This window comes from Methanobrevibacter sp. UBA212 (assembly GCF_905233225.1).
GTDB lineage: Archaea > Methanobacteriota > Methanobacteria > Methanobacteriales > Methanobacteriaceae > Methanocatella.
Genome location: NZ_CAJODJ010000011.1, coordinates 38,833 through 52,376 on the forward strand (window position 1 = coordinate 38,833; position 13,544 = coordinate 52,376).

The 13,544-nt window shown below is 33.7% G+C and carries 8 protein-coding genes; 3 read left to right on the forward strand and 5 right to left on the reverse strand.

Annotated elements, in window-relative coordinates:
• Window positions 1-178 precede the first annotated feature (178 nt).
• From QZ138_RS03805 to QZ138_RS03820, 4 genes are read right to left on the reverse strand one after another with little or no spacing between them, the layout of a single operon-like run.
• Entirely contained in the window at window positions 179-1,711 is a 1,533-nt protein-coding gene (locus tag QZ138_RS03805) for a hypothetical protein (RefSeq protein ID WP_292886394.1), read from the reverse strand.
• 50 nt (window positions 1,712-1,761) lie between these two features.
• Window positions 1,762-3,600 (reverse strand): YhgE/Pip domain-containing protein, encoded by a 1,839-nt coding sequence (locus QZ138_RS03810; protein ID WP_292886397.1) that lies wholly within the window; start codon window positions 3,598-3,600, stop codon window positions 1,762-1,764.
• A 35-nt stretch (window positions 3,601-3,635) separates the two neighbouring features.
• Window positions 3,636-3,908: a hypothetical protein gene (locus QZ138_RS03815; RefSeq protein WP_292886400.1), complete on the reverse strand. Its 273-nt coding sequence runs from the start codon at window positions 3,906-3,908 to the stop codon at window positions 3,636-3,638.
• A gap of 1 nt (window position 3,909) precedes the next feature.
• Window positions 3,910-4,197: a hypothetical protein gene (locus QZ138_RS03820; RefSeq protein WP_292602205.1), complete on the reverse strand. Its 288-nt coding sequence runs from the start codon at window positions 4,195-4,197 to the stop codon at window positions 3,910-3,912.
• Between the two features lie 688 nt (window positions 4,198-4,885).
• Between QZ138_RS03820 and QZ138_RS03825 the strand changes: the two genes are divergently transcribed.
• Both QZ138_RS03825 and QZ138_RS03830 read left to right on the forward strand, forming a co-directional pair.
• The gene (locus tag QZ138_RS03825; RefSeq protein ID WP_292886403.1) at window positions 4,886-6,580 is read left to right on the forward strand and encodes a transposase; all 1,695 of its coding nucleotides are present in this window, start codon (window positions 4,886-4,888) and stop codon (window positions 6,578-6,580) included.
• 589 nt (window positions 6,581-7,169) lie between these two features.
• Window positions 7,170-7,535, forward strand: a complete 366-nt coding sequence (locus QZ138_RS03830; RefSeq protein WP_292886406.1) for a hypothetical protein — start codon at window positions 7,170-7,172, stop codon at window positions 7,533-7,535.
• A gap of 16 nt (window positions 7,536-7,551) precedes the next feature.
• Here the strand turns inward: QZ138_RS03830 and QZ138_RS03835 are convergent, their stop codons facing one another.
• Complete coding sequence (locus QZ138_RS03835; RefSeq protein ID WP_292886409.1) at window positions 7,552-8,388, reverse strand: DUF1002 domain-containing protein; 837 nt, start codon at window positions 8,386-8,388, stop codon at window positions 7,552-7,554.
• Between the two features lie 295 nt (window positions 8,389-8,683).
• Here QZ138_RS03835 and QZ138_RS03840 point away from each other — a divergent pair, with 295 nt between their 5' ends.
• Entirely contained in the window at window positions 8,684-13,438 is a 4,755-nt protein-coding gene (locus tag QZ138_RS03840) for a cobaltochelatase subunit CobN (protein WP_292886412.1), read from the forward strand.
• Window positions 13,439-13,544: the final 106 nt, after the last annotated feature.

Below are 13,544 nucleotides of genomic sequence, written 5' to 3' on the forward strand. Positions count from 1 at the left end.
TTGATATAGATTTGACAAATTAGATTGTTGCTTTTGTTTTGGTCTTTTAATTTAATGAATGAAGCGATACTTTAAATCACTAAAAACTAGTATAATGTATATTTAAAATAAGCGTATTTTTGATAATATGATGGTCTGAAATTGATTTAAAAAATAAAATAAGTAAATGTTTAAACATTTACTTTTTGACTTTAACTGTTTTTTTGGCGGTTACCTTTCCTGAAAATGCCTTGTAGGTGGCGGTATATTTTACTTTTTTGCCAACCTTAAGCTTTTTAAGGACAGATTTCTTAATTGTTACTTTGGCAATACCTTTTTTATTGGTTTTTGCAGTGTATTTTTTGCCTTTGAATTTAAATGTGACTTTTTTGCCCTTTGCTACTTTTTTGCCCTTCTTCAAGGTTGCCTTAAGGACAAGCTTTTTGGCGGATTTTTTAACGGTGGCCTTTTTCAGTGTCACCTTGTAGTAGATGAAGGTACATTCTGATGTTTTTCCTCCATATATGTCTCTGCCTTTTTGTGCCTTGTTTTCTTCAAAGGTACATTTCACTGCTTTAGCGCCATGTATTTTGTCTGAAGCACTGTATTTAAATCCATAAACGGCTCCACCACGTTTTGCAACATTTTTTAGAAATGTTGATGATTCAATCCGGTTATTGTAGAATTTAACTCCTGAAACCCATTTGCCGTTTACAAGTTTGCTTGTAGTTTCATGGCATCTGAAGTAAACTGCACCGCCATATTTTGATACGGTGTTGTACTTGAAGTTGGAATTTCTTATGAAGAGATCCTTGTTTCCAAATACTGCGCCTCCATTTTCACCTGCTTTGTTTGAAGTGAATGTGCATGAACTGATGTCTATGTGGGAGAATGCATAGATTGCTCCTCCACCACGGCCATTGGCTATGTTGTTGGTGAATACACAGTTGGATATTGTATCTTTACTATGTTCAACAGGTGCCTGCATCAATGTAAAAAGGAGGTTTGAATCCTCGGTTGCATTGCGGCCTTCAAAATATTGGTAAAAGAACAGTTGACTTTTTTGGAATGTCAGTGAAAAGACTGCGCCTGCATCTCCTCCTGCGGAATTTCTGTTGAATACAGAATTCTTTAAGTTTAAAACGCCTAAAGAATTAATGGCTCCGGCAGCAGTTCCGGCATTGTTGCCTGTGAAAGTACAGTGGTCAACTGTCAGGTGTGCAAAGTTTAAAATTGCACCGCCGTAAATATTGGCATGTCCATTTTTGAAGTTGATGTTTTTCAATGTGACCTGGTGTTGCTTTATGCCTATACCATAGTTGATATTGAAAATTCTGGATTTGCCCATTGCATCAATGCTATGTCCGTTGCCGTCGATGGTTATGTCCTTATTGATGAAAATTCCGCTAGTGAGTTTAAAGTCATCATTGTACTTGTAGTCATTGTATAGGGTGACTGTGCTTCTGTCATCTGCTGAAAGGATTTTTAGTTGTAATGATGTGAAAGTTCCGTCATCTGTGCTGCTTTCCTTTAACGGCTGATTTTCAACATTGCTGGATGCTTTCATATCATCAATGTCGTTACTGACAACAAAATTGTTTTCATCACTGGCTAAGGAAGTATCATTTCCGTCATTAGCTAATGCGTCATCAACGTCACTAGCTACAACACTGGAAACACTAAAAATCATGCAAGCAACCAATAAAATAATCAGTAAACTCTTTCTTTTCATTTTGTTATCACCTTTTCTAAAAAAATAATTAGAAGTTATTGGAATAACTTCTAAAATAATCCACTATCCTCTAAACGGTCTTCAAAGTATTTTGAAGGTTTGTCTGCTTTTTCTTTAACAAGAACTGAAACAATAACTGTTGCAACTCCAATTACTAAAAGGATTATCAATGATGGAATGTAATTTGACCAGACAACTCCAAGCTGCGCCTCACGCAATAGATTAATCGCATACGTCATTGGCATATATGGATGTATGTAATGGAAAAATTTCGCCATTATTTCGATAGGGTAAATTCCTCCCGTTGCAGATATCTGAAGTACTAAAAGAAGCACTGCAACTCCTTTTCCAACTGTTCCTATGGCCGAAATCATGGAATACATCAGTATCATGAACACTACCGATACCAATATTGCCGATAAGTAGAACAACGGATAATTATCGACATAGACTCCCAGGATATGCGCTCCAATCAGAGTTACGCAGGCTTGCAGGATACTCATTGTCACATAAATCAGCAGTTTGCCGGCATACATTTCAAATGGGGAATATTTGGTTCCAACACTTGATTTAGGTTCCATCATTACACAAGTAATTAAAGCACCGACCCACATTGACAATGCGATATAAAATGGAGATACGTTAGATCCATAATCCGGCACTGAAAACAGTTCATTTGTTTCCAATTTGACCGGTGAGAAGAAATAGTCTCCGAGCAATGTTTCGTTGATTCCTGTAATGCTTGAAAGAGCATCTGCAGATGAGAAAAGAGCAGCTGATGCGCTGAATAACGCTTGTGCTGCTGCATTGGAAAGCATTTCCGCTCCTGCTGCAAGGGTTACTGAACCTTCTGCGACCTTATTGGAACCGTCTGCCAATTCACCGGATTTTTCAGCTAACAGTACGCTACCGTTGGTGATTTTCGATGAACCTTCAGCCAATTTTACAGAACCTTCCGCAAGTTTGCTTGAACCTTCTGCTATCTGACCGCTTCCGTCTGCAACCTTCGAAGTTCCTTCAGTATATTCCTTTATAGGTCCTTCAGGTATTAAGGATGGGTCAACAGTGGATTCCAGTTCCTCAGCACCTTGCTGAAGTTCGTTCGATTTTTCTTGAAGGGTATTTGATCCATCTTCAACAGTCTTTTTACCTTTCTCTATTTGAGTTGATTTTTCTTTTATTGTATTGGATCCCTGTTTAATTTTTTTGGATCCGTCCTGAACCTGTGATGCTCCGTCATTGACTTGGTCTGCACCGGAAGATACCTGGTCTGCACCTGATTGGAGTTGTGACCCTCCATCGGATAACTGGCCTGCTCCTGAAGCAAGACCTTCCTGCAATTCCCCAAGCTTGCCGTATGCAGCAAGGTTTATAAATTCAACAATCCTTGCATTAAGATTGGTATAGACAGTGTTAGCGGCAGTGTTGGTCAATTTGGCGGCCACAGGATTGGCCTTAACATTTACAATATATTCCAATTTGGCCTGTTTGGGGTTGTCCGTCGCAATCGATACAATGTTTTTGCTCAGGTTTTTGGGTATTACTATGCCTGCATAATAATCACCCTTATGCACCCCATCTCGCAACTCATCCTCCGTGACAAATGTCCATTTGAATTTGGTGTTGTTCTTTAAATCCTTAACAAGTTCATTTCCAACATTTATTTTTGTGTCTTCGAAGGAGGTGCCATTATCGAGATTGGCAATTGCAAATTCTACTTCGCCGGTATTTCCATAAGGGTCCCAGCATGCATATATGTTCAAAAGAGCATAAAGGGACGGTAAAATTATTATTGCAATAAGAACTATTGTTACAATGGGATTTGAAAATGCGGCTTTAAAATCATTTTTCGTTATCTCTAGGATATTGCCTATATCTTTTCTACCCATATTACACCTCGTTTTTTTTATTCATAATTTTAAATTTATATGAATCCCATTGCCTCAAAAATTGATTCTAAACCTAAAATAATGATTGCCACTCCTCCGATAATCTCAATATAATCGGCATATTTGATGGCTATCTTTGTTCCATAAGTTCCAAGCAGTAACCATATGATTACAGCTATAAGGCTTAATACACTTAAAATAATCGGGTTTACATGAGCCACAGCACCTTGTGAAGCTAAAATGAGGTTTTCAATGTTTCCAAAAATTAGCAGTCCAGTAAATGGTGCATAATCTTTTAAATTAACCATATTATTCACCTCTTTTTGCTTTTCTTAGGTTTATTATTGCATCTTTAACTGAAATAAGTCCTAAAATGACTATTGCAAGTCCTCCAATAAATGTGATGTAATTGGAGTATTGTATAGCAAGATCAGTTGCTACAAATCCAATTATTAACCATGCAATTACAGCAATAATACTTAACCCACCTAAAACCTTAGGGTCCACACCTTGAACCACACCTTGAGATGATAGGATAAGGTTTTCTATATTTCCAAAAATTATTAATCCCATAAAAGGTAAATATTGTTCTAACATTAAAATTCACCAAGTATATTTATCATTTTGTAAATATAAAAGAGTTTCTATTAAAAAATGAATAATTTTTATTAAGTAAAAGATGTAATTAGGGGAGATATCATGGAAAATGAAATTACATATGAGAGGGCGTCCCATAATATTATTCGCAAGGCTTATCCAACTGGATATAGTTTTAGTTAAAGCAGGATGAGTATTTCACTTGAAATGTAACTTAAGAGATTTAAGATATATTTGTCTTTTATGTTTTCGTTCAAGCAAATGAGAAAGTCTCTTTAACAAATATGGGGCGTCTTTCAGCGGCTTGCAAATGATGCAGGCAAAATATGCGAATAATTAACGATGCTTGTTTTATATGTGAAAGTTCACAACATTATGTATAGATTCTAACATACTTTAATTCTATCTGATTTTTAATAAAAAGTTTTAAATTCATTAAAAAATAAATATTTACTTATGAATTAGCAAAAAAAGTTTTTATATGAATTTATTCGATGAAAAAAGGCCTAATTTTTTTCATCGAAAAATGTCATACAATATGATATTCTAAAAATATAATAAATATATCTTTAAAATATAATCCTACAATCAATATATATTTTGAAAGGTTATATTTATAGTTTTACAGTCTGTATTTTTAGATTCTTTTTTGTTAATTCACGATAATTGATGATGAGTTGGATTAATTATGGTGGATGTACAAACTTGTTTTGAACATAAAAAGGTTGGATCTAATTTAAATAGAAATCATGCGGTTTTTAATTTAAAATATCTCGTAGAAATTTTCAAAGAATTATATCCAAAAGAATTTGAAGTTAAAAGAGGAAAACCTGGAAGACCTATTAAGTATTTACCTGAAGAATTATTGGCTATTGTTTTTTGGGGTAAAGAAAATAATAAGGAAAGCTGTCGAGAATTAGAAAAATGGATGCATAACAACGATGAAACTTGCCAATTTCTATTGAATTGTAAAAAACCATCAAAAAATACATTCAATAGATTTAAAAATGATTATACTAAGTTAATAGATAAATTTGATCAATTTTTAATAGATTTGGGAAGTGTAACTGGGCTGATTAGTGGGGAAATTATTTATGGTGATGGAACAATACTAAAAGCATACTGTAATAACTTTAAAATAATGTATCCTTATGAAATCGAGTATTTAAAGCAATTTCTAATCAAAAATGTTAAAAATCCCGAGTTATGGAAAAAATTACATAGTTATTTTTTTGATGATGAAAATAATAGCCTAAAAGTGGAATTGAAAAATCTTTTCGATGAATTGCATTATAATCTTAATGCTAACGGATTTCACTTGTTGAAACAAAGTTTAAAATCAGATAAACATTTTAATAAAGTATTGGATAAAATAAAGCATATGGAAGAGAATATTAACGATGAAAAAAGCATAAGTATTGTAGATCCTGAATCCAGGCACATTATTGGAAAAAATAAAAAAATGGGATTGAACTATAATTATCAAACAGTAACTGACAACAAATATGGTTTTAGAATTGCCCATTATATCACTAATGTCCCTATAGACCAAAGGGAATCCAAAAAAATGGTAGAACTAGCAACAACAAGATTGCACCATGATGATTTTATTCTATGTTTGGATAATGGTTATTGGGATCCTGAACTTTTAAAAGAAATAACAAAAGGAAATACTAGGATTTTAATCCCTGATGATGCTGATGCATCACGTAAAAAAGAAAAAATGAAAAATAAAAGAAGATCAGGTAGAAGGCAGGAAATGTTAAAAGAAGATAAAAGAAAGAAAAATGAGAAAAAAGGAATCAAAGAGGTTAAACGTCTTAATAAATATGAATTTGAGTACATTAAAGAAAAAGATGCTTATAAATGTCCAATCACTCATGAATTGTTTACAATGAAAATCATTGATAAAAATAATGGCGAAAAAGCAAAGAGATATGATACTGATTATTGCATCACTTGTAAATTTAAAGATGAATGCAATACCCAGTACAAAAGATATTTTTATGAACCTTATGCAGATGGCGTTGCCGATTTAAAAGAGTTCTATTATTCTAAAGAAGGTCAGGAAATTTATGCAGGTCGGGCACATTTTGCTGAAACTAGTTTTGGTACTTTATTGGAATCTCGTAATTTCAGAGGAATTAAAACAAGAGGAATTGAAAAAGCAAATAACGAGTTAACATTATGTGAAATATATCACAACATTAAAAAAATTGAAAAACACGTTTCAATTGATGTTTTAAAATCTCTTTTAAAATATCTTCACAAAATTAAAAAATCAGAAAAAAACGTGGATATCTCCATTCTAAACGAATTTAAAGGCAAATTTATAATGGAAAATGATATTATAATAGGAATTAATAGTGATATCTTGGGATAAATTACTACTTGATTAACATATATTCTTTAGAATGATTGAATATTGTTGGAGCAATATTCATTTCAATTTGAAATGCTGAATTAAAATTGAACATTTCATAGTTGGTTCTATGGAAAATTTTATCTTGAAACTTTCATTTTTTTCATTGCCTTATTTTCATTTAAATTTCATTTAACATTCTAATTTTTCTTAAATTAAAATTTTCCTTCGTAAATTTCATTTTTTAATATTATAAACCAATTTACTCTCTTTTTCAAATTTAAACAAATATATTTAAATATGGGCAGATATAAAGTAAATATCGTAATATTTAAATAAAATTGATATTTTTTTAGTATTAATTTATTTAAATATTCGATGTTAAAATTCAATGAATTTTATGTTTGATCGAATAATACCTTTTTGGGGGAAAAAATTTGGCGTTAATCTAAATAAAATTTGTTTAAAGACATTGAATTTTAATAAATTCTTCGTTCAAACATTATATTTTTAAAATAATGTTGTATCATTCGATTAAACAAAAAGAATTGCTTTAAACAAGGGAGTTAAATGGGATTAATTATGTTTATAAAAAATTCAAGTAAAATGTATGTTGAACGCAAGGGCACTTTATTTTCACGAGCCCGCAGTATTAAGGGACGGTCTCTATGATGATTTAAAAGAGCATCAGCATCTCTTTACAATGGCTCCGTCATTCATATTGAGGGCAATGGCCAAAAAGAATTCCAATCTGGTCAGAAAATTCCAACCGACAATCGAATCTCATTTGAATAAAATGAATGATGAGCAAAAAGGCAAATTAGAAGTTATATTGGATAGTGATGTTGGGGATTTGCAGAATTTGATGAAGCAGGCTTACATACGAACAAAACTAAAGCAGTATCAAATATTGGCAGACCCTAAGAATAGAGAGTTCATTGAGATTAATCTCAATGAATTGAGAAAATTGATTTAAAAAATAAGATGATGGATTAATTGAAAAATCCATCTAATAGTCCTTTTGGTTCACTGGCATTGGTGCCGTTCATGACATCAGACACTTCGCTTTGGTAAGTGTTTACGTCACCCTGAACGTTTTGTGTTTGCTCAATGCTTGTTGCAAGGTTTTCAATGTCGCTGTTTGTAATGTTGATGTTGTTTGTAACAGTATGGTTGTTGATAATGTTCACGATGGTATTGTGGTCTGTAACATTATTCACTTTCACTTCTTCTTTTACGTCATCAACCAAATCAGATAACTTCTCGGCATCGACATTTGAGTTTTTGACAATTTCCGCTTGTGTATAAATTTCATTGTTTGCCGCTTCTTTTACGGTATCCGGAATTTCAACATCGGTTACCTCTTCATATGAATTCATGATGCCTGCAAGAGCGGATTCTCCGGTAGCCTCCACGGGACTTGTCACATAAACATGTCCTGCTGTAATTCCTGAAGATTTTAGGGCGGAAATGTACATGTCTCCTGTTATTGTTGTGATTTTGGATTTGTCAACGCTTACCTCCAGATTGTCATTTTCCTTCAAATCCACCAGTGCGGATGAAAATACCTGATCTGAAGAGTAGGTTTTTCCGGTAATTGAACCTGAAATCTTATTAACGTCTGAAGCTGTGATGATTTTTGAATCTATGTTTTTCAAATTGCCTCCAGCATTATTTTCAAAAAATGTGTCTACGGTAGTTTTATAATTTGCATTGTTATATGTTGTCTCACCATAGGTTATTACCACTTGGGAGTCATTGGTTGAAAATCCCACTGGAATGAGCATTCCAACAACGATTATCGCTAGTAAAATCATTATCTTGCGCATTAGTATCACCTCTTTTAATTGTGGTAAATTTTATTTAGTTTATTAAGTATTTAAATGTATCTTTTTTGTGTATACAATTTTTCAATAATAGGAAAACAAAATTTAGTTTAGTTAATTTTATATGTTCTCAAATCAAATTTAAACTTATAGTAAAAATTGATTTTGCTATGTTTCAATTTGGCATGAAGGAGGTGAAAAAACGAAAAAATTAAATGATAGATTGTTATTCGCATTAATTCTTTCGGTAATGCTTTTATTTTCTATAAGTTGTGTATTTGCAGAAAATAATGAAACAATGTCGGATATTGTAAGTGCTCCTATAGAACAAGATGATGTTTTAGAAGTTCCCCATAATCATGAGGTTCTCAATGCAACAGAAGAACCAATATTGGCAGAAAGCAATAATGGAATTAACATTCATGTTAATCATTATTATAATGAAAATAGCAAAACATGGGATGAGGAGGGATATAACTTAGCGGGAGCTACCGTTAATCTTTACGATTCCTCAAATAATTTAGTTAAAACCCTTGTAACGGACAATAATGGTGATGCATTTTTCAAGAATTTGGATTCCAAAAAGTATCATGTTGAAATTTCATATTCTACCTATGATTCTATAAAGTCAGAGCAATTTGATTTTACATCTCATGGGGGCACGGCTAAAGCTGAATTTAACTTTATTCCAGACATCCTTTTATTGGTGGATTATAATTCTCACAATGAAAAGGTGGATGAATTGATGAACATGTCAAAGAGGATTGCATATATCAGCACCACTAATTACGATAAATCTAGAGAGTGGCTGGCGAAATATGCAAATTTTATTCATGTTGACATGTTTGCAGAGGGAAGCAACGTTTTTACTGCTGAAGTATTGAGCAGGCTATTGGCGGTGTCACCGGCAAATGCAAATTATAATGTTGCATATACCTTTGGGGTTTATGATTCCAGAATTCTGAATGGTACTGGAATTCATATTGTGGGAGCGAACTCAACCAGCAATACATATAATACTATTGAGAATACATATGTGGGTTCTTATTTCCAAGCAAAAGACATCAATGAATCTGATATTCTGCATTCAAATATGAAGAATTACCTAAATTACGTTTATTATTTAATAAATCCATCTAAGTACTCAAATCCTACTCTTAATGCAGCTAATGCTCCATTAATGAGTCCGGAATGTGGATTTTACCATCCGGATTTAGGAATTTTCTCACTTGTTCCTGAAGGTTCCTTAATAAATCAATGGATCAGGCAAAATCCTGGTTATAATCACGATGGTGAAGGAAGTCTAAACTGGATGACTGATAATTATAATCAATGGGTCGTAGATGTATTGGACCCAACAGAGTTATTTAAGCTATTTGAAGCTAATTATACTTCTAAGTTCAATCCAGGTAAGAAGTTCATAGCTATTGCAACTTACTATTATGGTGGAAGCGTTGTTGATTCTTTAATCAGGGGTTATGAAGCTAATGGAAGGCCGGCATTCAATATTTTCAAGTTTTCCACTCAGCCTTCAATGTCCTCAATATTAAATAAAATCAATAAGATTTCTACAGTGGGAATCTCATCAATAACTTCACTATATAGTTGGTCTTTAAGTTATGCTAATGGTTCTGCGGAGTCTGATTTATCTGAAATGGATTTGGCAGTTTTAAAAGGTGTTAATGAAATCTCTGAATACAGTTATAATAGTGAATTGGGTCCACAAGTTGAATGGACTTATGCTGTGACATATCCTAGTTTTGAAGGAGTATACGGTCCGGTTATCTTATCATATGTGGATGGTTCAGGTGTTGTTCATCCGATTCAATCTGGAATTGATAAGATGGTTAAATTAAGTTGTGGATGGGCTGATTTAAGAGATATGAATAATTCTGATAAAAAAATAGCTATTGTACTTTATAATTATCCTCCAGGTAAAGCGGAGATTGGTGCATCATATCTTGATGTATTTTTAAGTACTTATGATTTGATTATTAAATTAGCGAATCAAGGTTATGATATTGGATGTGATGTTGAAGATTTGATGAGTCTGGACAATTTCACAGATTTTGTATTCAAGATGGGTAACAAGGGTTCCTGGGCTTCAGGTTTACTTGAACAATATGTTGAAAGCAATTGGGATAGCTTAATGGCTCATAATCAATTAATTTCAATCAAGGACTTCTTCCAATTAACTTCAGATATAAAATCTGATTTATATGATGAAATGATGGCAAGATGGGCTCAGCAAGGCACTCTTGGTGAGATAATGGTTTATAAAAACCAGTATATTGTTATTCCGGGAATGTGGTTTGGTAATATTTTTGTCACTTTCCAGCCAAGTCGTGGATGGGAGGAAGTACAGAATTACCATGATTTAAAGTTGCCGCCTCATCAGCAATATGTGTCATTCTATAAATGGATGGATAAGACATTCAAGGCAAATGCCATTATTAATATGGGAACACACGGAACTCTTGAATGGTTGCCTGGTACTAATCTAGGTTCTCTTGAAGGAGATTGGACATTTGAATTAACATTGACTCCGACAATTTATCCTTATATTGTTTCAAACCCTGGGGAAGCTATGGTTGCTCGTGATAGAATTTCATCACTGATGGTTACACATATGACTCCTGCAATGGTTTCAACTGATTTGTATGGAAATTATTCTATTTTAAACGATTATATCAATCGTTACAAAGAGCAAATTAACTTAAATGTATCATCTAATGCCGAATACTATGCCGAACAGATTATTAAATTGGCTCCTAGTTTAGGTTTTAGAAATATGACTGAAGGTGAAAACTTCACTGAATGGGTAAACGAGCTGCATGTTTATCTAGAGGACATGAGCGATGATTTCAATACTTATGGTTTGCATAATATCGGTAAAATCTTAACCGGTTATGAACTTATACAGGAAACTGCGGCTATCGTTTCTTCACAGACTAAGATTTACAATCAGATATTGCATCATTTATATCCTGATTTAGCAAATAAGGATTATTTCAGAGATATTAATGGAAATGTAAACTATTTAAATGAATCTCATTCAGTTAAAGAGTTCCTGCTATTATATATAGAATATCTGGTCAATGGAAATTCAATTGAAGAGTTAAACCAAAGATTCAACATTCCAAAAAATACTAGCTTGTATTCATCAACCGAATTTGCAGGACAGGTAATTGTCAATATTCAAAATAACAATGAATGGAATGCAATTTTCGCAGCTTTGGACGGAAAATATGTTGCTCCGGGTCTGTTCGCTGATCCGGCATACAGTGATTCCATTCCTACAGGATATGATGGTTATTCATCAGACCCAACAAGGATGCCGTCTCATGCAGCTTATGAATCTGCAGTCAAAGTTGTTGATTTGTTATTGGCCAATTACTATGAACAGCATGGAAAATGGCCTGAATTGACTTCATTGATTTTATGGGGTACTGAAATTTCAAGGACCGAGGGAATTGGTGTGGCCGAATTCTTATACTTCTTAGGTTGTAAGCCTACTTGGATATCTGATTCCAATGATAAGGTAACTGGCATTGAAATGATTCCTTTAGAGGATTTGACTGTTACATTGAGCAACGGCACTGTTGTAAACAGGCCTAGAATTGATGTATTTGCAAGTATGGTGACCAGTAACAAGGACTGGATTACATGGATGTTGACTGCAGTAAATATGGCTGCTTTTGCCGAAGGCGAAAATGAAACCAACAATTATGTAATTAAGCATTATGCTGAAAATCCGTCTTTAGATAGGCTGTTTGGTTTACCTGGAAATATATTGGAAGGAACTGGTATGAGCAATCTTATTCCAAGCACTTCCGATTGGAATATTTCAACTGTAAACTCATATGCTGCGGATGTCTACCTGAATAAGGTATCCTACTCCTGGACTATTGATGAAAAGGGAAACATTGTCATTAAAAAGGAAAGGGCAAACTATGAATATCTTTTGGACAATGTTGATTTGATTACCCAGAACTTTGACAGTACATGGAGATTATTCGATTCAGATGATTATTATGATTGGTTTGGTGGAATGTATAATGCTGCCAGAGCCAAAAAGAGTGAATCCGGTAAATCAGACCCTGACACTGCATTTGTAGATATCAGGAATAAGAACAAGTACATATCAAGGACTTATCATGAGGAATTGGAATTCGAGATTAGAAGTATGGTTATAAATCCGCAATATTTCGAATCTTTAATCAACACTCCTGCGGGAATGAATTCATGGGCTAGCAGAATGCAAAACATGTATGCGTCTACAGTACTTGGCGGTCAAGGTATGAGTTCTGAATTGGGAAATCAAATGGCAGATACAGCTCTTTCAATTAATTCAGGTGTCAATAAAGGTACATTGGCTCCAGGTATCCAATCTTCCATGGCATGGTTAATCTATATGAATAATCAGGGGCTTTGGAATGGGGACCCAGGTAAGGTACAGCAGCTGGTCGATAGTTACATGCAAAGTGTAATCGAGTATGGCGTTGCATGTTGTCACCACACATGTAAGAATTTGGCGTTTAACATGGAACTTATTCAAATGAGTTCCCTAACTCCAGCTCAAAAACAGAAATTTGCAGAAATCTTGGCTCAAGCCACTAACACAGATCCATTATATCAAATGGAGCAGGATGCAGACAACAATGTGAACCAAGGGGATTCTAACGGCAAATCATCAGGAAACAAGAATAATGATGGTAAGCAAAGTGCTAATACTTTGGCAAATGGAACTTCACAACAGAAATCCGATGGTTCAAATGATGGGGGACATACTTCTGCTGGTGAAGATGCATCTCAAGCTGGCGATGCAAAATCAGCTTCAGAAATGTCAAGTTCACAGGACGCCTCATCTTCTGGTGGGGGAAGTGATTCCGGTGCTAAGGCATATGAACTTTCAGATACATCTACATCCAAATCTGTTAGTGCAACAGAATCTAGCATGCCTATATTTGTAATTATTGCAGTAATTGCATTGATTGCAATATTTTTAGTCGGTTATGTTAGAGATAATGACGACGATTATGATGATTATTAGGTTAATCATCACTATTTTTTCTTTTTTTAGTAATTTTTAAATATACTTTATTTCCATATTTAATAATATAATAGATAATTTTTAAGGTGTTTTTTAATAAATATCA

Coding starts and splice junctions, on each gene's coding strand:
- QZ138_RS03815 (WP_292886400.1), bottom strand. CDS start 3,908: ATGGTTAATTTAAAAGATTATGCACCATTTACTGGACTGCTAATTTTT.
- QZ138_RS03820 (WP_292602205.1), bottom strand. CDS start 4,197: ATGTTAGAACAATATTTACCTTTTATGGGATTAATAATTTTTGGAAAT.
- QZ138_RS03830 (WP_292886406.1), top strand. CDS start 7,170: ATGTTGAACGCAAGGGCACTTTATTTTCACGAGCCCGCAGTATTAAGG.
- QZ138_RS03805 (WP_292886394.1), bottom strand. CDS start 1,711: ATGAAAAGAAAGAGTTTACTGATTATTTTATTGGTTGCTTGCATGATT.
- QZ138_RS03840 (WP_292886412.1), top strand. CDS start 8,684: ATGTCGGATATTGTAAGTGCTCCTATAGAACAAGATGATGTTTTAGAA.
- QZ138_RS03835 (WP_292886409.1), bottom strand. CDS start 8,388: ATGCGCAAGATAATGATTTTACTAGCGATAATCGTTGTTGGAATGCTC.
- QZ138_RS03810 (WP_292886397.1), bottom strand. CDS start 3,600: ATGGGTAGAAAAGATATAGGCAATATCCTAGAGATAACGAAAAATGAT.
- QZ138_RS03825 (WP_292886403.1), top strand. CDS start 4,886: ATGGTGGATGTACAAACTTGTTTTGAACATAAAAAGGTTGGATCTAAT.